Below are 24,456 nucleotides of genomic sequence, written 5' to 3' on the forward strand. Positions count from 1 at the left end.
TGGTGAGGCTGAGACCATCGTCAGCCCGGTCAGGGGCAGGGGTCGGGAGGCACGCGGAGAACACCTACATATCAAGCCGCGGCCTTCAGGATCGCGTTGTCCTCCTCCAACCGGCGGACCCTGGACTTCAAGGACTTGATCTGCTCCAGTTCCTCACTGGTCACACCGTCGCGGCCACCGGCATCGACCTGGGCCTGGATGACCCAGCGACGCACGGACTCCCTCCCGACACCCAGCTGCTTGGCCACCGCGGCCGAAGCGGCCGTCAACGACGGGTACTCGGACAGGTGCTCGGTGACCAGACGCACAGCGCGGGCCTTCAACTCTGGATCGATCTTCTTGGGCATGGTGCTCATCCTCCTGGACTCAAACAGGAGCGGCATCGAACCTGGGGCGCTTCATCGCGGTGACGCTGCTCGTCATCGCACTCCTGGCCTCGCGGGCAGCCGTGCGCCGCCTCCTCTACGACACCCCAGGTGAGGTATAAGCAAACGTCCGGAACTGCCGCATGCGGGTAGTCTTCCGACCCGCGATGAGTGCGTCATAACGCCACGAGCGGACGCGACTCACTGGTCGGCGTAGCGTGGTGGGGGTCAGTGCCTCGCCGTGCTGGCGGCGGGCGTTGACAGGGCCCCTACAGCAGGTCGCCCTTCTGACTACGGGACTGCTGCTCCGCCGACGCCACCCTCGACCGCGTAGGGCGACTCTGGCGCAGCAGATCGCGACGGGTATCGGCAAGTCGATAGGGTTGGACTGTGCCTTGGACACCCCTTCACGCGAGTCTTGGCGAGCCGAGTGGCGTGCTGGACTTCGCCCTCATCGAACGCGCGTGCGCCGAGTCGCTACCGGAGCGCACCGACCTGGACTGGAAGAGACAGCTTCCCTTGACGGCGCCGAAGAGCGAACACAAGGCGAAGCAGGCTCAGCAGATCGAGCTGGCAAAGGACATCGCCGCGATGGCGAACAGCGGCGGCGGCATGATCGTGTACGGCATCTCGGAGACCACCCGGGCCGGGACCTCGGCCGCTGAAACCATCGTGCCTGTCGGGATCGTCGACGAAACAATCACCCGCGACGTCCGCCGCGTTGCCGGCAACCTCGTGTACCCGCCCGTCGTCGGGCTCGACCTGATTCCCCTCGCGCCCCAGGACGACGCCGCAGGCGGAGTGCTGGTCCTCCTGGTTCCCGACAGCGCCGACCGGCCCCACCTGGTCCACCCTTCCAACGGTCAGGACTGGTTCGGAGCGCCGTACCGGCACGGTCCGGACACCGAGTGGATGGTGGAACGGCAGATCGCCGCCGCCTACACCGAACGTCAGAGCGGGCGACGACGCCAGATCGAGGAGTTCGACACCCGCTTCGCCGAGTTCACCGACACACTCGCCCAGGGCACCGACCTTCGGTGGGTGGTGGCTTACGCCGTCCCGGACCAGCCCAGCACACGACCAATGGCACTCAGCCGGGCCAAGGCTCACGCCATTATCGAACAGGCGTGGGCCTCGCCCATCACTCGCGGTTTCGCCGCTGCGGACATCACCCGGTCAGGCTCAGACTCGTCGGGGGCTGAGGCGCTTCACCCGCGCGGACACCCGGCCCATCAGCGCAGCCGGCTCCGCCAAAGCACGAGCACGCGTTGAGATTGACGCAGACGGCGCGATAGCGGTCGCATTCACCCGTGACGGCGCACTGCCCGGAGAGGGACAGCAACGCACCCAGGTGCCGGTCGTCGACATCGAAGCAACGGCGCAAGATTTTCTGGCCGCCCTGCTGGCCGTACGTCATGGCCTTGGCATGAGCGGTGACTACACCGCCCGACTGACCGTGCATCCTCCAACAGAGATCTTCCGCCGCTCAGACTCCAGCCTGCATGGCCACTTCGCTCCCTGGGACGAGCAACGCGTCTACGGATATCGGCCCGTCGACGGATCCATCATCGGCACTGCCGGCCGCAGCGAACTCATTGCCTCGTGGGTCGACATCATCACCGACGCGGTCAACCAGACGGGCGCGACCTGCGGACTAGACCCCGCCGCCATTGAGACGGTCCTGTGGGTCGAGGAGTAGGACCCCTTCGAGGTTGAGGGAGCATCGGGGACTGCTGCACGGGTAGGTGACACCGAGTCTGTGGTGCTGTGAAGCGCCGCAGGGAAGGATGTGCACCATGCCCAAGCCCTATCCCCAGGAGTTCCGTGACGATGTCGTCCGTGTTGCTCGTCACCCCGAAGGTTGACGGCGACCGAACGCAACGCGACTGGTGCTGCATCATGCTGTGGAGCCAGCTCCTCGCCCTCACGTCCGCCAGGAGTGTGGCGCCTCACCCAACGAAAGCCGACATCGCAAAGTCAGCCGGATACCAGGGCGGACGGGCCTGGAACCAGTGGACGGGGTGAACCAAGGACGCCGACGGCAACCGCTGGATCGACGCGGGAGGAAGGGGCCACCTCGCCGAGTACTTGGCACGCGTAGGTCGGGTCTTGCCCGAGGACCTGAAGGATAACGGCTGGACCCATGTGCCTGAGGGCCGCCCAATTGGGTCGGCTCCTTGCACGTCTCATCACGGTGGCCCCTATCGCAGCGACCCCCAACCCGGGTTGGTCGTTCCGGGTTCGTCATACCTCCGCGATCAGGGCGGCGCGTCACACCACTTCGTGAGGCTGACGCGCGATCAGAGGTGTGGAGCTCTCTGGCTTCACCGCTCAGGCGCGGTGAAGGGCCGCTGCCGTCCGTCCCCGCGGACCGCCCTCGGCCCGTGATCGTCACCCCGTGATGCGGTGAGCAAGGGACTCGAGTTCCTGGACGAGCGGGTCCTCGGTGTCGATTGACACCTCGCATGAGTCCACGCGATGCTTCTCGTCTTCGATCGTCCAGGAGTAGGCGACGGACGTGCCGTCGCTGTCCGCGGCGCACCGGGTCGAGGGCGATCTGGTCTGAGAGAGCCGCGTCCTCGTGACGGCCTCAAGCAGCCGATCAAGCTCGTCGACGGTGAGCTGCCCCTCGTCCTCACCGTCGTGCTCTTCGTATCGCCACCTGCCGTCGCCCTCCACCACGAGCTCAGACCGGCAGGGCCCCTCCGCGCACATGCCTCCCCAGGTCGAGCGCTCCACGGTGAACCGGGTGAACGGCTCGCTCGTGGTGGACGCCGCCGCGGGACCCTCGTCGGTGTCTGAGGCCGCGGAGGTCGCTACCGGTGCCTCGGACTCGACCGCGCCTTCGCCACAGCCGAGGAGCGGGACCGCTACCATGACTGCGACAAGGACCGGCACAGCCCGATGGGGGGCTCCGAGCAGACGGAACAAGCTCATCCCGCTCTTTCTGGCGCTCACTTTGATCATGAGCATGTTGACGATTCTGTCAGACTTGCCCGCACACGCCGCGATCGCCTGCGGCACCTTCGTTGTCCAGGGTGGGACGTTGCTTGTATGGGCCAGAGTCGGTTCCGGCCGGGGGCGCAGCCTCACCGCGGACAGCGTTCACCCCCGTGTCCCAGGAGGGGCCGGTCGGGTCCGGCACGGCCGCGGACCCGTGGCTGGTCACCACCGTCGTCGACCTGGGCCACAGCGGCGTCCGGCTGATCGAGACCGACACATATGTCGCCGGTCAGCGGAGCTATCTGACACGCGTGCGGTTGTCCAACGACGACTCCGACCAGGGCGTCTCCGCAACTATCTACCGGGCCGGTGACTGCTACGTAGCGGACTCGGACTACGGCTGAGGCGACGCGTCGGGACGGAGGGGCGGTCGGCGCCTTCGGGTCCACGACGTCAACGACCAGAAGCCGCCGCTCCAGTTCTCCCCACTGCAGGAGGCCTCCTACGCGGAACTGCGTGAGCAAGGGCTTCTGGGCGCAGCCGGCGACGGGTCGCTCGAGATTGTCGGCCCTACGTCCTGTTGCTTGGTACCCCGGATCAGTCCCTCCGTGTCGCCGTCCGGAACGCTGGCCCGACCGCTGCGGACTACGTGATCGAGACCGCGAGGACGCCTGGGATCGCGCGCAACGCGGCCATCTCAACCCCGCCGGCACATGGCACCGGAACCGTTGACATCCCTGTTGACGGCGACGACCTCGTGCCGGGCGCCTACGAGCTGGTCGTGACGCTCCATGGGCCGGCTGGAGAACAGCTCGCATCGACCATGACCTCGGTGCTGGTGCGGACCTGGCAGATGAAGAGTGCGCGCGCGCATTTCGGTCATGAACCTCGCCGACCACAGATTCAGACGATCTCCAGACGAGTGTTGGTCACGACCCGACCCTATCGATGCGCGCTCATGCCGCATGGAGGACGACTACGCTCGTCCGACTTTGCCGTCAGGCACGCCCGGCCGAACGGAACGGGTGGTGAGGCTGGGCTCGCACGGGCCGAACGTCCCTGAAACTGTGGCTAACCGCCATGGCACGGATGATCGGCTTACCGACAAGCCGAGCGACCTCAGGCTGACGTTAGCCGGAAGCGTCTTCCTCTTTGATCAAGGCATTGCGTCGGCTGCGCAGTTCCTCCCGCTTGGCCGCCAGCTGCTTGGGCGTGTGCCCCCGGGCATCGCCAACCAGGGCAGCGCTGTCGTCAGCGAGCACCTTCCAATCACCTCGAAACCGGCGGGCTACGGCTGCCCTCTGCTGTGGTGCCAGTTTCGCCCCCAAGCCAGCCGCTGCCGTTGAAGCGAAGGCCAAGAACCCGCTCCCCTCAGGGGGCAACGCCTCCATGAAGACGGTGAGCCCCGTTGCTGCGGAGAGCGCGAGTGTGCCTCCCAGGATGCCGTAGTTGGCCCACTTCCAACGTTGCCTCCTCGCTTCCCTCGCGCGCGCGGTCTCGGCGATGTCTCGGTCGAGCACAGCCAGCCGTTGGACTTCTAGGTCTATCGGACTCTTCTGCGCCGCCGCTGGTACGCCGTTCTCATGCTGCATCTGAATGCCTCCCCTGTGGTGCGGTACCGGCCTTAGCCAAATACGCTTCCGGCTGGCCCGAAACCGCTCCAGACAGTGTGCTCTTCCTTTACCTCAGCCTGGATCCGCCGAGGTGATTGGTGATGTGCCCGGGTCGTGACACACGAATGCCCCTGCGACCTGGGACGATGAGGCTTACCACAGCAACTCAGCGACCAGATCCAGGAGCACCCGATAGTGCGAGTCTGCCACAACATCTCCGCCGTTTTCGACGACCCGAACCTGATCGGTACAGCCGGCCTTGTCCCGGTCATGGCGCTGGCCGAGAAGGCGGGCCTGCCGGACCTGGTGAGCGAGCACGTCGCCGTGACCGGCTCGGCCGGCGCCAACGCCGACCTCAAGATCGTCTCGTTGGTCGCGGCATGCTCGCCGGCGCGGACAGCATCGAGAAGATGGGACCTGGTCCGCCCACGGCGGGATGGTTCGGGTCTTCACCGGTCACCGGGCCCCGACCACGCTGGGCACCCCGGTATGGACCAGACCACCAGCGCCCACCCCAACCCTCTCGCCTCAGCCAGCGCCGCCTACGACACCGCCGTGCAGGCCCTCCTCACGAAAACCGGTTTCGCCGCCTGACTTTGACTCAAGATTCCGACTTCGCCGGACCTAGCGAAGCTAGCGAAGCTAGCGGGTAGTCATCCGCTGGCGGCTTAGCCACTTCGAGGCCTTCAGCCTGTCGGCCGTCACGTATGCGGGGTCGCACTGCTCAAGGCCGCGGGCAGGCTGACCCTCGCTCAGCACGCGTATCCTTCGCGCGGGTGCTTCTCCGAGTGCCCGAGGCGGGTGACCCGCCTGTCACCGCCTTTGTTCTGACTCGCACCGACGAAGACAGCCACGCCCTGATGGCGGCAGGAGGGTAGCGCGACGGCGAACGTCAATTCTTCCCCACGCGGGCCGACTTGCTGCTACTGTCCGCCCAGAGCATCACCGTAGGGGCGGTGCCTGTCGTGGAGGTGCAGTATGCGTAAGGCCACCCGGTTTCTCTCCACTTTTCGCTGTTTCTGCTAGCCTGCTTCTTTCGGGAGGTGCGACAGCTCAGGCACAAGACAGCATAGATGAACTTCTGCAATATTACCCTGAGCTTTCGCGCGCCGAGGTTGAGGCTGAGCTCAATGCGACGTCCCAAGGATTCGCAACCACGCAGGCTGTCGCTTTGAGCTTGGCACTAGCAGAGGAGCAAGCACATGCCGAGACATACGTGGCCGCTCCGCCGGGGCCGGACGTCGTCAAGTACCTTAATGATGCCGACACCGTGGGAGATATCTTCTATCGTCACTCCGCCCCGGGGCACAACGGAATATTCTACTCGTTGCGCTACTTCGAGCACGCTCCTGGCCTAGGGAAAGTCGTAACGTGGGGTGACTCGCGAAAGTACACCATGAGTTCTGGATCCAGGAAGATGTTCGTCATCGGCCACTGGAGCCAAACCGACGACGCCGCAGCTTGGGCGAAAGCCCGCGAGGGGGCCGCGTACCGCAAAGTGTTCTGGGACAACAAGTACTACACGGGTAAGATGAATTGCTCACAACTCGTGTGGGCCGCGTATAAGAAGCAAGGCATAGACGTTGACAATAACGGCGGCAAGGGCGTCTATCCCCGCAACATCAGGGACGATAATGACACCGTTAGCTACAAGAGCTACTGAATATGAAAGTAGCGCGGGGTTGGGCTTGGGGCACGCTGCTTGCAATCAGTGTTGGCGCGTGTACGGAGGGACAGGACCTTGGAGCGACCCAAGCGGAAGGGAATGGCATGCGGCCAGGTGGGGTCGTCGTTCTCACCGGGAGTGGCGTTGAGGAGGGTGACCTGCCGGGTCGCGGGACTGTGCTATATGCCGATTCCGAGAGAACTGTAGAGCGCTTGAAGATCGGTGATCCAGGTCAAATCAGTCCAGTGCAGCTAGGAAGCGACCTCCTGGTTAGCGATAGTCGTAACGTCTACACGATATCGGCGGAGGCAGTCACTCAAGAGACCCACTCGATGGGAAGCGAAGGTTGGGCTGGTGGATACGCCAATCCTGCTGGTGACGCTGTGGTGCTCTACAATACAGGAATGGCCCCAGGCGCTGGGCAGTACATTACTGATGTTCTCGTCGTGGGGCACGGGGGGAGCTCGATGAAGCAGGCGGAGATTCCATATTTCGTCACGCAGTCGGGAGTGTGTGACGAGTCTATCTGGGTTATCGGTGAATCGGCAGACCACTTGAGCTCCGCGGTCGTTGAGATTTCTTGGGATACTACATTCAAAGTCGCCCAGGAGGAGGATCTTGATGGTCGAGAACTCGGCGAAACCTCTATTGTATGCATTAACGACGTCCCGACATGGCTAGAGTTGGATACTCAGGGGCGCAGGGTCCTGGCGTCGTGGAATGATTCTGCGCAATCCGTGGATCGCCAACTCCTCGTCAATGACGATCTGCCTGCAGGGGACTGGCCCGTTCTAGGCTGGGCCGGAGTTGCCGATAATCACATGGTGTACCTCGGGACGGACGGCGGCATAAGGCGGGTCGATCCCGCATCGGCGACAGTCGAAACTGTCGACCAGGTTGAGCTGGATGAGGACTCACTCGTGCTGCCCACGATGAGCGAGGCCGGGGTTGCGTTCCTCGTGATTCGTCAGTCCGCTGGCACGACCGATCTGATCCGCCTTGACGAGTCTGGAGAAATCGGGCAGGTGACCCCAATCGAAGGGCTTAATGAAGTGCTTGACGGTAGCGGCGAAGTGCCGAGGTCGATCCTTGTACTTTAACCGCGCTTCGCTCGCCCTGTCGGAGGTATCCGTGCACACTGCAGTTCTCAGCCCGAGCACGAGGAGCCGGGCTGTCGTGATTTGTCCTTCGGGACGGGCCCGCGTGGTCGCGGCTCATGACCAGCCTGCCTGACCAGGTCTATAACGGTCTGACGCGAGACGCCGTAGTTGCGAGCGAGTTGTGCTCCGGTAGCCCCGGACACGTACTCTGAAGCGCCCCAGGTTCTCTGCCGCTCTCATACGGGCTGCGGCTCGGGGTTGAGGGCAGCATAGTGGGCTTGCTCGTACTCGATCGGTGGGACGTTGCCCAGCGACCCGTGGAGCCGACGGGTGTTGTACCAGTCGACCCAGCCGGCGGTGGCGTACTCCACGTCGGCGAGGGTCTTGTAGGGCCCCGCGTGGAAGACCGTGGTGCGGATGCACTCGGCCTTGTAGAGCCCGTTGACCGTCTCCATGAGCGCGTTGTCGTACGCGTCGCCCACGGACCCGATCGAGGGCCGGATCTCCTCCAGCGCGAGATGCTCGGTGAGGCGGATCGAGGTGTACTGGCTGCCCGCATCACTGTGATGTATCAGCTGCCAGGGCACCCTGGGGTGGCCGTCCCGTTCTCGTTGCCAGATCGCCATCCGCAGCGGGATCATGACCAGGTCGGTGTGCTTGGTGCTGGCGGCGTGCCAGGCCACGATCCGCTGGGAGAACACGTCCAGGATGAACGCGACGTAGACGAACCCGGCCCACGTCCTGGCGTAGGTGAAGTCCGTGACCCACACGAGGTTCGGTGCGTTGGCGGTGAAGTCACGATTCAGCAGGTCACCGGCCCGGATGCCGTCCTTGGCCGGGATCGTGGTCCGGGTGCCCTTGTCGCGGCGCACCCCGACCAGCCCGAGGGTCCTCATGGCCCGGTCCACGGCCCCGGCAGACGCCGCGGGCATCGTCGTGCGGCGCACGTACGCGGTCATCTTCCGGCGCCCGTACAGGCCCTCCGGGGCCAACTTGCGGCGCCCGTGCGGCGTGGTGGTCCAGGCGATGTCACGCACCGCGTCCACAACCTGGGCGTCGGTCACCGTACGTGCCGCGATCGTTCGACCGGTCTGCTTCCAGGATCGGTAGGTCCGCGCGGCAACCTGGCAGCCCTGCTCACGCAGCACCACACAGACCGACTCGACCGCGTGGCCCTGGGCTCTCATGGTGTCGATGAATCCCATGATCATCGGTTGCGGGGGTCGAGCTCCCCGACGAAGAAAACCGTCGCGGCCTTCAGGATCGCGTTGTCCTCCTCCAACCGGCGGACCCTGGACTTCAAGGACTTGATCTGCTCCAGCTCCTCACTGGTCACACCGTCGCGGCCACCGGCATCGACCTGGGCCTGGATGACCCAGCGACGCACGGACTCCCTCCCGACACCCAGCTGCTTGGCCACCGCGGCCGAAGCGGCCGTCAACGACGGGTACTCGGACAGGTGCTCGGTGACCAGACGCACAGCGCGGGCCTTCAACTCTGGATCGATCTTCTTGGGCATGGTGCTCATCCTCCTGGACTCAAACAGGAGCGGCATCGAACCTGGGGCGCTTCACTGCTGAGGTGTGGGTGGACGGGGGGCAGGTCGCTCAGGCGGGGTGCAGAGCGCGGAGGCGGGCGAAGGCGTCGGCGAGGTGGGTGGCCCAGGCCCAGCCGGTGGGGATCTTCAGCACCCGGCTACGGGCGTGCCGGACGAGCTTGCCCGGGGCGGAGAGGAGCCGGAACCGCAGGGTCTTGGGCTCGGCGAGGGCCAGGTCGCCGGTCAGGGCGAGCAGCCGCAGCCAGGCCAGCACGGTGACGGCGTGGGCGGCCAGGTGCAGCCACGCGCTGTTCCGGGCGTAAGAGGTCGAGGGCAGCCGGGTGCCACCGCACGCCTTGAGCTCCTTGATCCGGTCCTCCACGTGCGCCTGGGTGCGGTGCCGGACGTCCAGGTACTGGACCTGCCCGGTAGGAGTGTTGGTGGCGAACGCGCCGTAGCGCCAGTTCGGGTCCTGCCCCAGCTGCGCCTGCTCGCCGGGCGCCCGTGGTGTGCGGCGGGCGAAGGTGCGCATGTCGGTCGGCCACCCGGTCAGCTGGTCCCCGCCGGGGCCGGTGCGCAGCAGCCCGGTCAGCTCGATCACCTGCGCGTCGGTCTCGGCCGTCCCGGCGGCGGTCAGCCCGGGCGACCAGTCACCCTCGCGTGCTGCTTCGATCGCGGTCCGGGTGCGGACATCGACCGGCCACCCGATGGAGTACTCCAGGCGCCGGCCGCGGGCACCGTGCACGGTCGCGGTGTTCAAGGCGTGCAGGTGCTCGACCAGGCCGTGGGAGGCGCCGGCACCGTCGACGGTGACGAGAACGTCGCGGCGGTAGGGTGCGGGGACCTGGGCCAGGGCGGCGTCGAGCACGGCGACGTGGTCGGCCGCGGTGAACGAGCCGGCCGACCCGACCCGGTTCATCATCGCCAGGTTCTCCCCGGTGTTGGAGCACCACGCGGTCAACGGGTGGAAGCCGTACCCCTTGTAGTTCGGCTCCGCGCCCTCCTTGTCCGAGGCCGACGCGATCACCGTCGCGTCCAGCCGGACCACCGTGACCGGGTCACCACCGGGACCGGTCAGGTCCTTGCCGGCGGCCCTGACCGCAGGCAGGGCTCCGTGGCGGGCCACGATCTTGGTCCAGGCGCGGGCTCGGACCTTCGCGGTGGCCCGTGCCAGCGTCCGGCCGGGCAGCCCGTCGTCGCGCAGCCGGTCGGCGTACTCGCCCAGCACCCGCAGCACGGTGGTGTCGCTGGCGCCGCCGGCCGCGCCGAACAGCTCGACCTGGGCAGTCATGGCCTCCACGTCCGAGAGGCACGAGGCGCCCGCGGCCAGGGCGGCGACGGTGTCGGTGACCGCCCGGCCCCGGTCCCGGCCCGGGACGAACCCACGCCGGGCGAGCACGTCCCGGTACGCGCCCGTGAGCCCGACCCGGTCGGCCAGCAGCCTGGGCAGCACCACCCCCGCGTGCGCGACCGTCCCGGCGCCCTCGGCCCGCACCAGCAGGCCCGAGGACCAGGCCGTCTCGACGATCTTGACCCCGCTTGTACGCTTCACCTTGAGGGTGTCCCTTCCCAGGCATGAACACTGATCTTGACAATCCGTATTCTCCCAGGTCAGGGACACCCTCACCCTCACGACACGCTAGATCCCAACCCCGCGCGAGCCCCCCTGTGAATACTCCAGGCCAAGGGCCTGAACGTGCAGGTCGCGACGCTGTCCACACCGACCGCGGCACCGGTGCTCGCCGCCACGAGGCTGCGTAAGGGCAACAGCTCCTCGGCGCACGGCGCGCCCCGGCTGATCGCCGACGCCGTGGCCACCGCGCGCCGGGCCAGCGCCACCGGCACCCTGACCGTGCGGGCGGACTCCGCCTACTACAACCACGACGTCGTCGCCGCCGCCCGCCGGGCCGGGGCAAGGTTCTCCCTGACCGCCCGCATGGACCCTGCCGTGACCGCGGCGATCACCCGCATCGACGAGGACGCGTGGGTGGACATCAGGTACCCGAACGCGATCTGGGACGAGCAAGAGGGCCGATGGGTCTCCGACGCCCAGGTCGCGCAGATCTCTTACACCGCGTTCACCTCCCGCAAGAAGGCTGAGCACGTCACCGCCCGGCTGATCGTGCGCCGCGTCAAGCGGCTGAACCCGAAGGCGGCCAGGGCCGGCCAGGAGGAGTTGTTCGCCGCCTACCGTTACCACGGCGTGTTCACCGACTCACCCCTGTCGATGCTGCAGGCTGAGGCCTCCCACCGTGACCACGCGATCGTCGAGCAGGTCATCGCCGACCTGAAGTCAGGCCCGCTCGCTCACGCTCCTTCAGGATCGTTCTCGGCCAATGGTGCGTGGACGGTGCTGGCCGCGGTCACGTTCAACCTGACCCGCGCCGTCGGCGTCCTGGCCTCCACCTTCCACGCCCGGGCCCGACCGGCCACGATCCGCGATGAGCTGATCAAGATCCCGGCCCGGATCGCCAACCGGGCCCGACGCCTCCACCTACACCTACCCACCAACTGGCCCTGGCAGAACGCCTGGCAGGGCATGTTCACCCACGCCTACGCCCCCGCCTGACCACCCACCCCCTGCCCCGACGAGGAACGACCCAAGTGGAAAAGCCGGTCAGACCGGCGCACTCGCCCTGCCCAGAACCCCGGCCCCCTCGATCAATCGCACTCAGCCCCTCTCAACGCCTCTCAAGAAACCCGATCGGCGGATCCAGGCTCAGCGGGCAAGGGCTTCCTGCGCGCTCTGCACATCTGTCCGTGCGCTCTAGCGGCGCGAGTCGTCGTCCGGGCATCCGCTCATGCCGCGCTGAGGACGGCTACGCTCGTCCGATCATGCCGCGCTGAGGACGGCTACGCTCGTCCGATCATGCCGCGCTGAGGACGGCTACGCTCGTCCGATCATGCCGCGCTGAGGACGGCTACGCTCGTCCGATCATGCCGCGCTGAGGACGGCTACGCTCGTCCGATCATGCCGCGTGGAGGACGGCTACGCTCGTCCGACTTTGCCGCGCTGAGGACGGCTACGCTCGTCCGATCATGCCGCGCTGAGGACGGCTACGCTCGTCCGATCATGCCGCTGGTCGTTAGGGGTTGTCGGGCTCCAGTCACGTCCTAGCCTGTCCGTACGCCAGGCGGGTAGCGGCCTCTACGGCTTGAGGATGAAGATGTCCTCGACCGTGCGCCCGAAGGTGTGTGCCAGTCGGAGGGCGACGGGGAGGCTGGGGTCGAAGCGTCCGGTCTCGATGGAATTGATGGTCTGGCGGGAGACGCCCAGCTCCTGGGCCAGGCGACCCTGGCTCCAGCCGCGGGACTCCCTCAGCGCTCGGAGGCCGTTGACCGTCTCAGGCACCAAATGCTCGCAGGGCCAGGCGGTAGCGGACCCAGAAGGCTGCGACCGCGAGCGTCATGAAGGCCATCGCCGTCAGGGCCGCGAGCGTGTCCGCCACGATCGCCAGGACGAGGAAGAGTACTGCGCCCAGGATGACGGCATCTCCGTAGGCCTGGCTGCGGGCCTGCTGGGCGGCCCGGAACTCCACGCTGTCCGGTGAGCTCTCACCCGAGGCGTCGCGGCGCCGGCGCACCGTGATGTTCAGCGCCAGGGCCAGCGGCAGGCTGACCAGCAGCATCCCAAGGAAGCCCAGCGGATCCTCGAACGGGTGGTCGGCCTCGGCATTCCCCCAGCCCTGCAGGACCAGGCCCCCGATCGCGAGGGCCCCCGCTACCAGCCAGACGTGCGACGTCTTCATGTGTCATGTTTACTTGTCACCACGTTGGTTTGTCAAGTGCACTTGTCACCCGTGCGGCGGCCGACCACTCAGACTCCGAGGGAGACCGCGGGCCACGATCCTGATGGGGCGAGGCGGTTCACCCTTCGGCCTCCTGGCGGCGACACCCCTCACTATGAACGGGCGTCACACGTGGGGGCGGCGAGCAGCTGCTGGGCCAGCGACTCCGCGAGCCAGTCCGCATACGCGGCGGGTGTCCACCCGCAGGCCTGGGTGGCGTCCAGGTAGGGATGGATCCCTGTGAGCAGCCAGGCCCGGTCCACGGCCTCCCGCTCGGGGAGTCCGTCGCGCAGGCCGCCCGCTCGCCCGATGCGGCCGATCAACGCCTCGAGTGCTCGCCGTCGCTGCGCGTCACCCTCCGCGGTGAGCTCGGCGAGCTCGGGCATCGCCTCCTGCGCGATCGCGAACGAGGGGCTGCTCGCCTCGAAGAACGCCCGCGTCCACTGCGCAAAGGCCGTGAGGATGCGCGCCGGGTCCTCCTCCGACGCAATCCGTCGGCGCCACGCCGCGGCGTCGGCGGACTCCTCCATCTGCTCCACGATCGCGCGCACCAGCGCCGCCTTGCTGCCGAACGCGGTATACACGGTCTGTTGCGACACGCCCGCCTCCGCGGCGATCGCGGCGATCGTCGAGGCCGCGAAGCCGTCCTTCTCGAAGAGGCGTCTCGCCGCCCGGGTGATGACCTCCCGCGTGCGGGCCGCCTGCTGCGCGCGCACCTCGGAGCGGTAACTGCGCCGGGCCTGGCGTCTCTCTGTGTCGGTCACCTGCTGCCTCCTCCTCGAGCCTGCCTTGACCATATTCGCTGTAGTCGACTACAGTCAATATATGGACATCATCGAGAGGGCGGGGACCGTGGACGAGCACAGCTCACCAGAGCCGAGGCCGGCGACGGCAGACCAGCTGCCGTCGCCGGCGCACGTGCGGGCCAAGGACCGTCTCAGCATGGCTGTGGTCCTGTCGGCGGCGAGCATCGCCTGGTTCGGATGGGGGCACCAGGGTCTGAGGCTCGAGTCCTCGCTGCGCGGTGGGATGGTGGCCGCCGCCATCGTCCTGCTGGTGGCCATCGTGCTCGTGCGGCGCGTGCCTGCGCCGCCCACCCTGGCGACCGACCCGCAGGCCCGCAAGGTCTACTGGGCCGCGGTCATCGCCGAGGTGGCCCTGATCGTCGCGGGTGCAGTGGTGCTCGCCAAGACCGGGCAGTCGATGTTCCTGTCCACGTGGGTGCTCCTCGTGGTCGGCATCCACTTCCTCCCGTTCGTCCGCGCGTTCAACACCCCGCTCCTGCGGCACACGGCGTTGGGCTGCGTCCTGGTCGCGGCCCTGGCGCTCTGGGCCGGCCTCACCGGCTGGGCGCCCGCACCGACCGTCGCCGGAGCCGGCGGTGGGGTCGTGCTGCTCGGCTTCGCCCTCGCACTGATGCGCCAGGCGCCGCAGGACTAGGTAGGGACCACGTGCAACCGACCAGGGTGTCACCCGGTCACCAGAAAACGCCGACCGATCAGTGGCAGGCCCGAACAAGCCCCCTCCAGACTCGGCGAAACGCACTTCCCGAGGGCCCCCGCGATCGGCGCCAAACGCGCTCTCTGCCGCTTGGAGCTCTCAGCGAATGCCCCGCGATTACCGCCCGTACCCCTCGAGCAGCACACCGTCCGCTTGGGCCCGCTGCAACAAGCCGGTCATCGCCGCGGGTTGATCGACCAAAGGCTGCAGCCGCTCACGCAGCTGCTCGAGGTCCGTCCGGTCCCCACAGACGGCGAACATGCTGCCTTCGGAGTCCATGTCCAGCCGCGCGGCCAAGGCAGGAGCCACGTAGGAGGCCACTCCCTCCCAGAACGCGCCGTTCGGCTCATCCCCAGCGACCTGCACGACTGCGTCCGTGGGAAGGTCCCCCAGGTCGAGCGTCAATGAGGCCTTCCCATCGGACTCGTCGGCAAAGCGGAAGTTGCCGCGGTCAGCGCCGAGACCGGCGCCTTCATGGTGCTTAGAGCCAAAGCGATCAAAGAGGCCCATGCGCAGAGTGTGCACCACATCCCGGTTCTCAAGGCCGATCCGCACATGCCGCCGGTCGCGCGCTGGGAGGAAAGCGGAGGTCGGGGCCAGACGGCCGGACTGCGATCGGCGTCGGCGACCCAACTCATAGGGTGGTCCCATGAGGCCGTTCATCACGGTGCGGGACCTGGAGCTCAGGATCAGGGAGGGCACCCTCCCGTGGGATGACTCGGTCCGCTACGACACCGTCGACCTCATCCTGGACGGCAAGGACTTGGTGGAGTGGCTCCGCCCTCACGCACCACCCGGGATTGATCCGCCGGAGTACCTCGGTCATCCCACCGGGACCAACATGAGCGAGCTTCTCCTTGGCCAAGGCCCTGAAGATGAGTCCGGACGCACAGCGCTTCTTGGATGTACGTGCACCGTCATCGGCTGCGGGCCGCTCCTTGCCCGCATCGAGGTCGGATCCGAAACTGTGACGTGGTCGCACTTCGGACGCGGACCTGGCGAGGAGTACGACTGGCTCGAGCTGCAGTTCACCCGAGACACCTACATGGACGCGCTCACCAACTACGAGGAGACAACCTGATCTGGCTGCGTGCCGGAGGACGGGCGCATCTGCCGCGCTGAGGACGGCTACGCTCGTCCGATCATGCCGCTGTGAACGCGGAGCGTCCGACCATGCCGCGCTGAGGACGGCTACGCTCGTCCGATCATGCCGCGACCTGACGAGTTCTGATTGCTTCGTCTTGACGGCTCGCTCGTGCCCTTAGAACTCTGTCCCCCTCGTGATGCCTAGGGTGGCCAGGAAGTCCTCGTGCAGCTGTATCCAGACAAGATTCACCGCAGCCACCTCTGGTGAGTCGACCCATCGGTGGTCTCCATCCCAGGCTTGTGCCAGGGCTGCGTCCATGCGCGGTTGGTGAACCCCGAACCGGGGCACCTCGGCGGCAAGCACCGCCATAACGTTCCGCAGCTCGGCCACGAGACGGTCCAGCTCGCGAAGAATCGCCCGGTCGTATCCGGCATCCAAGTGGTCGTTGAACACGAGCGGATCATCGTCTGTAGGCCTGAGCTGCCAGCGCGTCAGGAGGGGGCCAAGACGTTCATTCAGTGGCAGAAAGCGCCCGTGCCCATCCACCACGTTCTGCCGTGTGCCGTGAGCATCGAGGTCATCGCTCAACATCTGCTCGCCCTGCCGCCGCCCCAGATCCGTCATCGACCAGCCGCTGCCGTCGGTATAGGCGGGGCGACGGGCCAAACCGCGCGCCTCGGCATCCAGAAGGTTCTCCTGGACCTCCCCCGGGTCAAGCCCGTACAGTTCCCCGACCTGCCGGGCTGTGGCGTGACCGAGTACCCGAACACCGTGGAGCGACAGCAGAGAAATCGATGACACGGGTGCAAGCGTATGCAGCGCCAGCAAGCAACACCGCCCGGCTGCGCGTCCGGGTAGTGGGGCGACGCGTCCCTGCGACTGGCAGGCCACCACACGGGTGTGTCCCCCCACGGGGTCGAGCGCAGATTGAGGCCACTGTGAAAGGCCGCCAGAGGCGCGCATCTGCCGCTGGTCGCGAGGCACGGGCCCTGCTCCCCATCGCCCCACGAACTGGTCCTGGTGGCCGAGAGGAAAGATCACAGCAAGTCGGATATTCAGTCTCCCGGCCGGTTCTGGATGCTTGCTGCGTAGGTTCCAGGCCCAAGTTGGGCGCGGGGGCTTTTCGAGACGCAGCGGGACAACGTCCGGTGACGGGGCGACTGCTGTCGGCTCGCCGGCCGGTGAAGGGTGCTGCCATGGACGAGAACAAGCCTGTGCTGCAGCTCCGCGTCGTTGTCGAGGCCGAGGACTTCGACGCCGCGGTGCGGTTCTACCGCGACGCGCTCGGCCCGCCCGAGCGGATCGCCTACGCCCAGGGCGGCGACGACCGGGTGTCGATCCTCGAGGCAGGCCGGGCCACGCTGGAGATCGCCTCCCCCGACCACAAGAAGGTCATCGACGAGATCGAAGCCGGCGGTCAAGAGAGCCAGCGCATCCGCCTGGCCTTCGAGGTCACCGACTCCGAGGGGATGACCCGCGACTGGAGTCCGCGGGAGCACGCGTCGTCGCCGAGCCGGTGCTGACACCGTGGCAGTCGCTGAACTCGCGGCTCAACGCGCCCGGCGACCTCCAGATCACGCTGTTCCAGGAGACGATGGCAGAAGAGCAGCTGCCGCAGCTCGAGGGCTTCGCAACGGACGCGGAGCGCGACTGACCTCCGTCGCCCAGCACGCCGAGTGTCCACCACGAAGCGTTGTCCCAGGCGCAGCGACTCCGGGGGCGACCATCCACTGGCTTGAAGATGATCCTGTGTGAGCCAGTGCCGAAACCGACGCCAGCACCCGCCACGCCACACCTAGATGCAGAACCCGACCTCAAAGACGCACCACATCGACTCACCCCTCCCGACCAGCCGTGCCGAACACGCCTCACGCAGACCGACCGGCCTGAGCATGACCAAACCATCCCTGAGGCTGACCGAGAGCGACCCTGAGTCTGATCGAAACCGCCCCGCTCATGTCCCACACACCTCTTGCATTCGCGGCCCAAAGGCCGCGAATCAACTCCAGGTTGACCTGCCCGGGGCGCTGCTGGGGGCGGGAGGTTTCGCTGACGCTGAGGTCGGATGTTGTCGTCCCTGGTCAGCCGTCACTACGGCTTCCGTGGTAACTTTCGTTTGTCATTGTCTAATCTAAGTTGACAGACTGGAGGCGGTCGGGGTGAAGGTGCCGGGGGCTGCGGAGCTCGTCCTCGCGCCCGGTGTCGTGCACCTGGACGAACCAGCCGCGGTGTACGAGGCGATGCTGGCCGGGTGGGGCCGCCAACAGAAGTCGCGGCTGCTCGCGGACGGCACGGTCGAGCCGCGGTTGGCGCTGGTGCGTCGCTTTGCCGAGTTCACGGGCTCTCGCCCGTGGGAGTGGACGGCCGCCGACGTGGAGGACTTCACGGCCAGTCTGATGAGCGGGAAGGGGCGTTTGGCGGCCTCGACGATCCGCGGGTATCACGTGACGCTTCGGTTGTTCTGCGACTACCTGTTGGACGGGAGGTACGGGTGGGTGGGGCAGTGCGACCGGCGGTTCGGGGCGGTGCCTTCCCAGGTGTGCCACGATTTCAACACCGCGGCGCATCTGGTCGAGTACGAGGGCAGGCCGGCGCGACGCCCGTTCACCTACGACGAGGTTCAGGTCTTGTTCGACTTCCTCGACGACCGGGTCGACGTCGTCGCGCGCTCGGGTCGCAAGGGTGCGTTGGCGGCGATGCGGGACGCGCAGATGGTCAAGACTGCCTACGCCTTCGGGCTGCGCCGGCGCGAGCTGTGCTTCCTGGACCTGGCTGACCTGCGGCCCAACCCGCGGATGCCGGCGTGGGGTACCTACGGCGCGGTCCACGTCCGGTACGGCAAGTCCAGCCGGGGCAGTGCCCCGCGCCGTCGCACGGTCCTGGCGGTACCCGAGTTCGACTGGGTGGTCCAGGGCCTGGCCCAGTGGGTCGAGCAGGTGCGGCCGCTGCTGGACCCCGGGGCACGTCAGGAGCTGTGGTTGACCGAGCGCAGGGTCCGGATAGCGGTGAAGTCGATGGACCGCCGGTTCGCGTTTCTGCGCGCTGCGGCCGGGCTGCCGGCCGAGCTGACGCTGCACTGTCTGCGGCACTCCTACGTGACGCACCTGGTGGAGTTCGGCTACCCCGAGCGCTTCGTCACCGAGCAGGTCGGTCACTCCTACGCCTCGACGACCGCGATCTATACCTCGGTCTCCGACGACTTCAAGACCAAGACGCTGCAGTCCGCGCTGCGGCGCGTGTACGGCCAGGCACCCGACGACGTCCGGGAGGGACGATGAGCACGCGCACCGTGATCCGCTGGAACCTGCGCCAGGTGATGGCCGAGAACGGCATGTTCGCCACGACCGACCTCCTGGAGCCGCTGCGCGAGCGAGGTGTCGAGATGTCCCGGCAGATGATCCACCGGGTCGTGACCCACCCGCCCCGGCGGATCAACGTGGACCTGCTGGCCGCTCTGTGCGACATCCTGGCGTGCACCCCGGACGACCTGCTCGAGCTGGTCGTGGAGGCCGTGCCCGCCCAGGCCCCGGCGGTCAACGACCACGGGCCCGCCATCGGGGACCTGCGCCCGGTCCGCGCCAACGTCCGCCGCCCTCACGCCGGGCAGTGAGCTCGCGTGCGTGCTCGGACTGCGGGGAGTACAGCAGGAGCCTGACCCGGCTGCCTCACGGAGCGTTGTGCGTGGGCTGCCGGCGCCGTCGGCACTACCACCCCCGTCCCTGCCCCGGCTGCTCCCAGGTGCGGCCGCTGGCCTGGCAGCAGGACGGCGTCCTCGTGTGTGCGTCGTGCGCCGGGGCGCACTCGATCTTCGCCTGCCAACAGTGCGGCCGCGAGGACCACCCGTACGCCAACCGCCGCTGCGCCCGGTGCGTGCTGCGGGAGCGTCTCACCGACCTGCTCACCGACCCCGCCACCGGCCAGGTCCACACCCGCCTGGTGCCCCTCTTCGAGGAACTGGCCGGCTCGCAGCGTCCACAGACCGGGATCTGGTGGCTGGCCAAGAAGCCCGGCACCGGTCCAGCGCTGCTCGCACGGATGGCCCGCGGAGAGGTCGCCATCGACCATGACACCTTCCGGGCCCTGCCCTGCGATCGTGCCCACGACTACCTGCGCACCCTGCTCGCCGCCGTCGGGGTACTGCCCACGTTCGACGTCCACCTGGAACGGATGCCCTCCTGGATCGAAATCGTCATCCAGGACCTGGACGCTGATGACGCGGCGCTGGTCCGCCGGTTCGCGCACTGGCAGGTGCTGCGCCGCATGCGCCAGGCATCCCAGCAGGGTCGCCTCACCCAAGGCCTGGCCGACGGTGCCCGCCGACGCATCCGGGTCGCGGTCGACCTGCTCGCCTTCTTCCGTGCCCACGGCGCCACCCCGACCACCGCCACCCAGGACCTGCTCGAGCGCCACCAGCACCACCGAGGACGACGCCTCGATGCCGAGCACGCCTTCGTCGCCTGGCTGCACCGCACGGGGGTCAACACCACCCTGAAGATGCCCTACGTCCCCGGCCACGACACCGACCGTGACCGTGCCCGACGACCAGCGGTGGGACGCCGTCGAGCTCCTCCTGCACGACCCGACCCTGCGCCTGTACACCCGCATCGCCGGGCTGTTCGTCCTGCTGTTCGCCCAACCCCTCTCCCAGGTCGTCAGGATGCGCACCGACCAGGTGACCCTCACCGAGCGGGCCGTGCAGGTCACGTTCCACACCGTGCCCGTCCAGATGCCCGCCGTCCTCGACGACCTGCTCCGTGAGCAGCTGCTTCAGCGCGGCAAGAGCCTGTACGTCTCCCGCGACACCGGCTGGCTCTTCCCCGGCGGCAACCCCGGGCAGCACCTGGCGACCGAGAACGTCCGCTCCCAGCTGGTGGCCCGCGGCATCAAGCCCTACCAGAACCGCAAGGCCGCGCTCTTCCAGCTCGCTGGCGACGTGCCAGCCCCAGTCCTCGCCGAACTCATCGGCATCACCGAGAGCAACGCCGCGAGCTGGGCCAAGCTCGCAGGCCGGGACTGGACCTCCTACATCGCAGAGCGCGCCCTTTCCCCAACGACCTGAGCACACCCGGGGGTGAGCACAGCCTTACGTCCACGGGGGGCCCGTCGTGAGGTCACGCCTCCTCCCCAGAGGCCCCGCGCACAGGAGCCACAAGACCGGAGCAAGAGCCCCCGCGTGGCACGACGTCACCAGCAGCCACTCGCCCCAACCGGGATACGCCCCCTCCACCAGTATGGTATATCGTTGGCACGATAAACACTCGCGTAGTAGCGACTCACCGGAGACGCCCATGGACACCACGGCCAGCAACGTGCCCAGCGTAGGGGACGCACCAACAACGCCTCGTAGACCAGGGCAGAAGGTCGTCTGCGGATGGTGCCGGGCAGAGGTGCCCGTTCCTCCCCGCGGGCGCGTCCCGAAGTGGTGCTCCAGTTCCTGCCGCCACCGCGCGTGGGAGCAACGGCGCGCCGCTGACGCCGGCCTCGCCGCAGTCGAAGTCGTCGACCGCGTGGTCGAGGTGGTGAGAGTCGAGAAGGTCGTCGAGGAGCGTCGGGTGCAAGTGCCAGTGTCCCGGTCCCCTCGGTCGACGCGGGAGTGGATTGACGTGCTGAACCGTCTCGACTGGGCGCTGCAGAGCAACCGCATGGAGCTTGACGACCTGGCCGAGATAGAGCCGGCTCTGGCTCGAGTCATCGCCGCCTACCGCGCTCGCAGCGACAAGCTGCACCTGCGTCGGGGTCGTGGGTAACTCCTCCAAGCACAGCCTCCCGACGTCGTCATTACAGACGCCACGACGTGCAACCACCACGTTGCTCGCCGCGGGGCCAAGGCACAACCCCCATCAAACGGATTGCCGCGCGGGGGGTGTGTCAGTCGCGGCGGTATGACGCACGTCCTCACCCCACGACTCGCGGCAAATGAGTGCGTCGCGTGCGGCAGGATGTCGTCGTATGCGCGCCGTGTTGAAGAGCCTTGTCCTCGAGCCCGACCCCGCAACGCTCCCTGCCGATGCCGTGGAGTTCGCGATGCTCGCCCGCATGATGATCGGCCCTGCCGACGCGGCTGGTGAAGAGTCGTTCGACGTCACAGTCTGCACGCCAGAGTGGCTAGCCCGCGCGTGCAGCGACGCGGGCGGCATCTACAACGCGCGGCATCACCTCGTCGTTGACCTTGAGTCTTTTGACCAACGCGCACTTCATGCCTGGCTCTCTGCGAGAGTCCAAGAAGTTGAGGCACAAACCTGGTCCGGCATCGGCGAGAAGCTGAGTCGTCTCGGCTTCTGGGAGTTCGAGGACTACACGGCCTGATCCTTGAGACAGGGCTCCCGACCAGCGGCAGGAGCGGATGCCTGGTGACACAGCGCCGAAACCGTATTACGATTTGGGGGTGGAGAAGATCAAGGGAGCGCCGGTCACCGACGAGATGATCCAGGAGTGGGCCGACGAGGCTGAGAAGGGCTACGACGTCGAGCAACTGCGCAAGCGGGGCCGCAAGCCGATGGGCGACGGACCGGCTCGGGTGGTCCCCGTCCGTCTCGACGACACTCTGCTCAGCGCGCTGGACGAGCGCGCGGAGCGCGATCACACCACCCGCTCCGAGTTGATCCGTGCGGCCCTTCGTGCCTACGTGGCGTGAAGGTCAACCCCTCAGCACTGAAGCATGGACTCACCGAGCCCGACATCCTCCATGCGGCTGAAAACTGGGCCTACGCTAGCGAACCGGACGATGACATGCCGGCCAAGCAGTTCGTGTTGGGCTTCGACCGGAGCGGCCGTCTCCTCGAGATGGCGATCCTGAATTTCGACAGCGGGCACCAGCTCGTCATCCACGCCATGAAGGCTCGGCGACAGTACCTACACCTCCTCGAATGAGCATCGAATGAGCACGCGGCCAGCGGCAGTACAGAGACGTCTGCAGGCGTCCACAAGGCTGCTGGTCTCGGCCATGGGTTCCTTGTCCGAGAATCTCGGTCCTGCCCAAGCGCACCCGAGGCGTATCTGACCGTTGAATGCAGGGCGGATACCAGAGGGTTAGATTAGGGGCTCTTCACAGATGACGGTGTAGTCGCGGTCTGAAGCCTCCGGCCTCCAGGAGTGCTCGGGCGATGTAATGGGTGAGGTTGCGGAAGCCGAGGGCCAGGCCGCGTAGGTGCTCGAGTCGACCATTGATCGCCTCGCTGGGACCGTTGCTGGTGCGGGGCCGGTCGACGTAGGCCAGGACGTCGCAGACGCGTCTGGCCAGGGTGCGGCCGAGCTTGCGCAGCTCGACGAGCCGCTGGGGGACACCCGCAACGAGGGCTTCGATGACGGAGGTCATCTCGGTTCGGCCGGCGCCCCGGTCCGGGTCGCGGTAGGCAGCGATCATGCGCTGGTAGATGCCCCAGGTGCACTGCACCTCGACGTGCTCGGGTCGGGCGAAGAGGCTCTCGACCCGCTCGTGCTGACGCTCGGTGAGCAGGTCGGCGCCGGTATGCAGGGTCCGACGTGCCGAGTACAGCGGGTCGCCCTTGCGGCCACGGTGCCCGTGCAGCTCCTGCTGCACCCGGCGCCGGCACTCGTCCAGGGCCTCCCCGCCCAACCTGACCACGTGGAACGGGTCCATGACAGAGACCGCGTCCGGCAGCTCCTCGGTAGTGGCCGTCTTGAACCCGGAGAATCCATCCATGGCCACGACCTCTACCCGATCGCGCCACGCCTGGTCCCGGTCGGCCAGCCAGTCCTTGAACGCCTTCTTCGACCGGCCCTCGACCATGTCCAGCAACCGTGCCGGCCCGGTCCCCTCGCGCACCGGGGTGAGGTCGATGATCACGGTGACGAACTTGTCGCCCTTGCGGGTGTGCCGCCACGCGTGCTCGTCACGCCCAGGACGCGGACGCCCTCCAGGCGGGTCGGGTCGTCGATGAGCACCCGTCGTCCCTCGGCCAGGACCGCGTCGTTGGCGGTGTTCCAGGAGACTGCCAGGCCTTCGGCGACGCGGGCCATCGATAGGTGCTGGCAGACGATCCCGACCAGTGCCCACCGCAGGCCGGCGCGGGAGAGCTTGGCCCGCGGTTCCGCGGCCTTGCTGGTGTCCTGGCGCCACACGTGTGAGCACTCCGCGCACCGGTAACGGCGGACCGTGACCATCAGCGTGGTGGGGCGCCACCGGCAACGGTTCGTGCGCCAGCTCCCGGATCACGGTGTCGCGGGGGACGCCCTGGCAGCCGCACCGCCTGCACCAGTCGTCCCGCTCCACCACCCGGCAGGCGAGGACCGCCCGGTCCGGCTCGAGCAGCTGGCCGGTGACCTCCAGACCGAGGTCGTCCAGGCGGGCGAAGGTGGTCAGGTCAGGGCGCGTGAAGGTAGCGTCGGGCACGTCGAGGTCTTCCTGATGGGCTGCGTGAGAACTCCCATCATCGGAAGACCTCGACGCCTACCCCGGCACGACGCGCCAGCGCCCCCTACACCCTGATCTGCGAAGAGCCTCGAAAGGGCGCGACAAGGTCTAGACGCACCGTTCGGGCCGGCGCTAGTCTGAAGTCTCCAACCGGCACAAAGAAGGGGGTCGTCATGGCCAAGGCAACAACCTCAGTCAGGGAGATGCGCGCGCAACTGGACACAATCCTGGAACGTGCTCAGTCAGACGAGTCGTTCGGAGAACAGCTGAACACGCAGCCGGAGAAGACCCTGCGTGAGGCAGGGTTGGACTCTCGCGCCGTCCATGAGATCAGCCGAGAGATCAAGGAGTTCTCGGCGGGCAAGGGGTCGAGCAAGGACTTCGAGGCGGCCATGGGCAAGCAGCCGGCGCGCATGTGTGACTACACGACCTGTTGGATCAGCTGGTGCGACCACTGGGGCACCTTCTACACCAACAACTGAG

The 24,456-nt window shown here is 67.3% G+C and carries 28 protein-coding genes and 2 pseudogenes; 18 read left to right on the forward strand and 12 right to left on the reverse strand.

All coding sequences use genetic code 11. The features are described 5' to 3' along the window. Nucleotides 1-77: 77 nt before the first annotated feature. Nucleotides 78-347: pseudogene (locus DV701_RS15760) on the reverse strand (transposase); the annotation flags it as partial. 453 nt (nucleotides 348-800) lie between these two features. Between DV701_RS15760 and DV701_RS15765 the strand changes: the two are divergent. Together DV701_RS15765 and DV701_RS15770 are read left to right on the forward strand one after the other, a co-directional pair. Next, entirely contained in the window at nucleotides 801-1,637 is an 837-nt protein-coding gene (locus DV701_RS15765) for an AlbA family DNA-binding domain-containing protein (protein ID WP_162803084.1), read from the forward strand. Nucleotides 1,638-1,716: 79 nt separating this feature from the next. Beyond that, nucleotides 1,717-2,064, forward strand: coding sequence for a hypothetical protein (locus DV701_RS15770; RefSeq protein ID WP_114929684.1), 348 nt, complete (start codon nucleotides 1,717-1,719; stop codon nucleotides 2,062-2,064). Between the two features lie 692 nt (nucleotides 2,065-2,756). Here DV701_RS15770 and DV701_RS15775 read toward each other — a convergent pair. Beyond that, nucleotides 2,757-3,389: a hypothetical protein gene (locus DV701_RS15775; RefSeq protein ID WP_114929686.1), complete on the reverse strand. Its 633-nt coding sequence runs from the start codon at nucleotides 3,387-3,389 to the stop codon at nucleotides 2,757-2,759. Nucleotides 3,390-3,478: 89 nt separating this feature from the next. Between DV701_RS15775 and DV701_RS15780 the strand changes: the two genes are divergently transcribed. Further along, nucleotides 3,479-3,712: a hypothetical protein gene (locus DV701_RS15780; RefSeq protein ID WP_114929688.1), complete on the forward strand. Its 234-nt coding sequence runs from the start codon at nucleotides 3,479-3,481 to the stop codon at nucleotides 3,710-3,712. Nucleotides 3,713-4,438: 726 nt separating this feature from the next. Here DV701_RS15780 and DV701_RS15785 read toward each other — a convergent pair. Further along, on the reverse strand, nucleotides 4,439-4,900 hold the full coding sequence (locus tag DV701_RS15785) for a hypothetical protein (protein WP_114929690.1): 462 nt from the start codon (nucleotides 4,898-4,900) through the stop codon (nucleotides 4,439-4,441). A 216-nt stretch (nucleotides 4,901-5,116) separates the two neighbouring features. On the opposite strand from DV701_RS15785, the gene DV701_RS15790 reads away from it, so the two are divergent. From DV701_RS15790 to DV701_RS18355, 3 genes are all read left to right on the forward strand, one after another. Next, on the forward strand, nucleotides 5,117-5,515 hold the full coding sequence (locus tag DV701_RS15790; protein ID WP_114929692.1) for a hypothetical protein: 399 nt from the start codon (nucleotides 5,117-5,119) through the stop codon (nucleotides 5,513-5,515). Between the two features lie 583 nt (nucleotides 5,516-6,098). Then, nucleotides 6,099-6,584, forward strand: coding sequence for a hypothetical protein (locus DV701_RS18350; RefSeq protein ID WP_162803085.1), 486 nt, complete (start codon nucleotides 6,099-6,101; stop codon nucleotides 6,582-6,584). Between the two features lie 107 nt (nucleotides 6,585-6,691). Next, nucleotides 6,692-7,687: a hypothetical protein gene (locus tag DV701_RS18355; protein WP_162803086.1), complete on the forward strand. Its 996-nt coding sequence runs from the start codon at nucleotides 6,692-6,694 to the stop codon at nucleotides 7,685-7,687. 236 nt (nucleotides 7,688-7,923) lie between these two features. On the opposite strand, the gene DV701_RS15805 is transcribed toward DV701_RS18355, so the two are convergent. Together DV701_RS15805 and DV701_RS15810 are read right to left on the reverse strand one after the other, a co-directional pair. After that, nucleotides 7,924-9,206 (reverse strand): IS3 family transposase gene (locus DV701_RS15805; protein ID WP_114931271.1). Its coding sequence is split into 2 segments (ribosomal slippage): nucleotides 7,924-8,933 and nucleotides 8,933-9,206, totalling 1,284 coding nucleotides; the frame shifts between segments, so codons are not numbered across the junction. An 88-nt stretch (nucleotides 9,207-9,294) separates the two neighbouring features. Next, nucleotides 9,295-10,776: an IS1380 family transposase gene (locus tag DV701_RS15810; protein ID WP_162803087.1), complete on the reverse strand. Its 1,482-nt coding sequence runs from the start codon at nucleotides 10,774-10,776 to the stop codon at nucleotides 9,295-9,297. A gap of 144 nt (nucleotides 10,777-10,920) precedes the next feature. Between DV701_RS15810 and DV701_RS15815 the strand changes: the two genes are divergently transcribed. Beyond that, nucleotides 10,921-11,793 (forward strand): IS1380 family transposase, encoded by an 873-nt coding sequence (locus tag DV701_RS15815; protein WP_202863559.1) that lies wholly within the window; start codon nucleotides 10,921-10,923, stop codon nucleotides 11,791-11,793. A 579-nt stretch (nucleotides 11,794-12,372) separates the two neighbouring features. On the opposite strand, the gene DV701_RS15820 is transcribed toward DV701_RS15815, so the two are convergent. From DV701_RS15820 to DV701_RS15830, 3 genes are all read right to left on the reverse strand, one after another. Then, nucleotides 12,373-12,576 carry a helix-turn-helix transcriptional regulator gene (locus DV701_RS15820; protein WP_114929700.1) on the reverse strand — a complete coding sequence of 68 codons (204 nt, stop codon included), beginning with the start codon at nucleotides 12,574-12,576 and terminating at the stop codon, nucleotides 12,373-12,375. Continuing rightward, entirely contained in the window at nucleotides 12,569-12,973 is a 405-nt protein-coding gene (locus tag DV701_RS15825) for a hypothetical protein (protein WP_114929702.1), read from the reverse strand. Before DV701_RS15825 ends, DV701_RS15820 begins: the two co-directional genes overlap by 8 nt. A gap of 152 nt (nucleotides 12,974-13,125) precedes the next feature. Beyond that, nucleotides 13,126-13,776 carry a TetR/AcrR family transcriptional regulator gene (locus tag DV701_RS15830; RefSeq protein WP_162803088.1) on the reverse strand — a complete coding sequence of 217 codons (651 nt, stop codon included), beginning with the start codon at nucleotides 13,774-13,776 and terminating at the stop codon, nucleotides 13,126-13,128. A gap of 61 nt (nucleotides 13,777-13,837) precedes the next feature. On the opposite strand from DV701_RS15830, the gene DV701_RS15835 reads away from it, so the two are divergent. Further along, nucleotides 13,838-14,452, forward strand: a complete 615-nt coding sequence (locus DV701_RS15835) for a hypothetical protein (protein ID WP_114929706.1) — start codon at nucleotides 13,838-13,840, stop codon at nucleotides 14,450-14,452. Between the two features lie 177 nt (nucleotides 14,453-14,629). Here the strand turns inward: DV701_RS15835 and DV701_RS15840 are convergent, their stop codons facing one another. Then, nucleotides 14,630-15,022 carry an Imm51 family immunity protein gene (locus DV701_RS15840; RefSeq protein ID WP_162803089.1) on the reverse strand — a complete coding sequence of 131 codons (393 nt, stop codon included), beginning with the start codon at nucleotides 15,020-15,022 and terminating at the stop codon, nucleotides 14,630-14,632. A gap of 139 nt (nucleotides 15,023-15,161) precedes the next feature. On the opposite strand from DV701_RS15840, the gene DV701_RS15845 reads away from it, so the two are divergent. After that, on the forward strand, nucleotides 15,162-15,593 hold the full coding sequence (locus DV701_RS15845) for a hypothetical protein (protein ID WP_162803090.1): 432 nt from the start codon (nucleotides 15,162-15,164) through the stop codon (nucleotides 15,591-15,593). A 180-nt stretch (nucleotides 15,594-15,773) separates the two neighbouring features. Here DV701_RS15845 and DV701_RS15850 read toward each other — a convergent pair whose 3' ends face one another. Beyond that, on the reverse strand, nucleotides 15,774-16,400 hold the full coding sequence (locus DV701_RS15850) for a transcriptional regulator (protein ID WP_114929712.1): 627 nt from the start codon (nucleotides 16,398-16,400) through the stop codon (nucleotides 15,774-15,776). A 395-nt stretch (nucleotides 16,401-16,795) separates the two neighbouring features. Here DV701_RS15850 and DV701_RS15855 point away from each other — a divergent pair, with 395 nt between their 5' ends. The 4 genes from DV701_RS15855 (at nucleotide 16,796) to DV701_RS15865 (ending at nucleotide 19,209) form a co-directional block, all read left to right on the forward strand. Then, nucleotides 16,796-17,122 (forward strand): VOC family protein, encoded by a 327-nt coding sequence (locus tag DV701_RS15855; protein ID WP_228255079.1) that lies wholly within the window; start codon nucleotides 16,796-16,798, stop codon nucleotides 17,120-17,122. Further along, nucleotides 17,116-17,253, forward strand: a complete 138-nt coding sequence (locus DV701_RS18950) for a hypothetical protein (RefSeq protein ID WP_228255080.1) — start codon at nucleotides 17,116-17,118, stop codon at nucleotides 17,251-17,253. Before DV701_RS15855 ends, DV701_RS18950 begins: the two co-directional genes overlap by 7 nt. A 505-nt stretch (nucleotides 17,254-17,758) precedes the next feature. Next, nucleotides 17,759-18,877: a tyrosine-type recombinase/integrase gene (locus DV701_RS15860; protein WP_228255081.1), complete on the forward strand. Its 1,119-nt coding sequence runs from the start codon at nucleotides 17,759-17,761 to the stop codon at nucleotides 18,875-18,877. Continuing rightward, nucleotides 18,874-19,209 carry a helix-turn-helix domain-containing protein gene (locus DV701_RS15865; protein WP_114929714.1) on the forward strand — a complete coding sequence of 112 codons (336 nt, stop codon included), beginning with the start codon at nucleotides 18,874-18,876 and terminating at the stop codon, nucleotides 19,207-19,209. The genes DV701_RS15860 and DV701_RS15865 overlap by 4 nt, the downstream gene beginning before the upstream one ends. Here the strand turns inward: DV701_RS15865 and DV701_RS18540 are convergent. Then, the gene (locus DV701_RS18540; protein ID WP_202863560.1) at nucleotides 19,194-20,045 is read right to left on the reverse strand and encodes a hypothetical protein; all 852 of its coding nucleotides are present in this window, start codon (nucleotides 20,043-20,045) and stop codon (nucleotides 19,194-19,196) included. The genes DV701_RS15865 and DV701_RS18540 overlap by 16 nt on opposite strands. A gap of 79 nt (nucleotides 20,046-20,124) precedes the next feature. Between DV701_RS18540 and DV701_RS18545 the strand changes: the two genes are divergently transcribed. The 4 genes from DV701_RS18545 to DV701_RS15890 all read left to right on the forward strand — a co-directional run bounded on the left by DV701_RS18545 (nucleotide 20,125) and on the right by DV701_RS15890 (nucleotide 22,469). Next, complete coding sequence (locus DV701_RS18545) at nucleotides 20,125-20,658, forward strand: hypothetical protein (RefSeq protein ID WP_202863561.1); 534 nt, start codon at nucleotides 20,125-20,127, stop codon at nucleotides 20,656-20,658. Nucleotides 20,659-21,548: 890 nt separating this feature from the next. Then, the gene (locus DV701_RS15880; protein WP_161965302.1) at nucleotides 21,549-21,905 is read left to right on the forward strand and encodes an Imm8 family immunity protein; all 357 of its coding nucleotides are present in this window, start codon (nucleotides 21,549-21,551) and stop codon (nucleotides 21,903-21,905) included. A 79-nt stretch (nucleotides 21,906-21,984) separates the two neighbouring features. After that, nucleotides 21,985-22,233 (forward strand): ribbon-helix-helix protein, CopG family, encoded by a 249-nt coding sequence (locus DV701_RS15885; protein WP_324616599.1) that lies wholly within the window; start codon nucleotides 21,985-21,987, stop codon nucleotides 22,231-22,233. Further along, nucleotides 22,230-22,469: a toxin gene (locus DV701_RS15890; protein WP_114929722.1), complete on the forward strand. Its 240-nt coding sequence runs from the start codon at nucleotides 22,230-22,232 to the stop codon at nucleotides 22,467-22,469. Before DV701_RS15885 ends, DV701_RS15890 begins: the two co-directional genes overlap by 4 nt. A 175-nt stretch (nucleotides 22,470-22,644) precedes the next feature. Here the strand turns inward: DV701_RS15890 and DV701_RS15895 are convergent. Beyond that, nucleotides 22,645-23,952 (reverse strand): annotated as a pseudogene (locus DV701_RS15895) (ISL3 family transposase). A 194-nt stretch (nucleotides 23,953-24,146) separates the two neighbouring features. On the opposite strand from DV701_RS15895, the gene DV701_RS15900 reads away from it, so the two are divergent. Next, complete coding sequence (locus DV701_RS15900) at nucleotides 24,147-24,455, forward strand: hypothetical protein (protein ID WP_162803091.1); 309 nt, start codon at nucleotides 24,147-24,149, stop codon at nucleotides 24,453-24,455. Nucleotide 24,456: the final 1 nt, after the last annotated feature.

This window comes from Ornithinimicrobium avium, from assembly GCF_003351765.1.
Lineage (GTDB): Bacteria > Actinomycetota > Actinomycetes > Actinomycetales > Dermatophilaceae > Ornithinicoccus > Ornithinicoccus avius.

Coding starts and splice junctions, on each gene's coding strand:
- DV701_RS15785 (WP_114929690.1), bottom strand. CDS start 4,900: ATGCAGCATGAGAACGGCGTACCAGCGGCGGCGCAGAAGAGTCCGATA.
- DV701_RS18355 (WP_162803086.1), top strand. CDS start 6,692: ATGCGGCCAGGTGGGGTCGTCGTTCTCACCGGGAGTGGCGTTGAGGAG.
- DV701_RS15825 (WP_114929702.1), bottom strand. CDS start 12,973: ATGAAGACGTCGCACGTCTGGCTGGTAGCGGGGGCCCTCGCGATCGGG.
- DV701_RS15835 (WP_114929706.1), top strand. CDS start 13,838: ATGGACATCATCGAGAGGGCGGGGACCGTGGACGAGCACAGCTCACCA.
- DV701_RS15840 (WP_162803089.1), bottom strand. CDS start 15,022: ATGGGCCTCTTTGATCGCTTTGGCTCTAAGCACCATGAAGGCGCCGGT.
- DV701_RS15845 (WP_162803090.1), top strand. CDS start 15,162: ATGAGGCCGTTCATCACGGTGCGGGACCTGGAGCTCAGGATCAGGGAG.
- DV701_RS15855 (WP_228255079.1), top strand. CDS start 16,796: ATGGACGAGAACAAGCCTGTGCTGCAGCTCCGCGTCGTTGTCGAGGCC.
- DV701_RS15865 (WP_114929714.1), top strand. CDS start 18,874: ATGAGCACGCGCACCGTGATCCGCTGGAACCTGCGCCAGGTGATGGCC.
- DV701_RS15880 (WP_161965302.1), top strand. CDS start 21,549: ATGCGCGCCGTGTTGAAGAGCCTTGTCCTCGAGCCCGACCCCGCAACG.
- DV701_RS15900 (WP_162803091.1), top strand. CDS start 24,147: ATGGCCAAGGCAACAACCTCAGTCAGGGAGATGCGCGCGCAACTGGAC.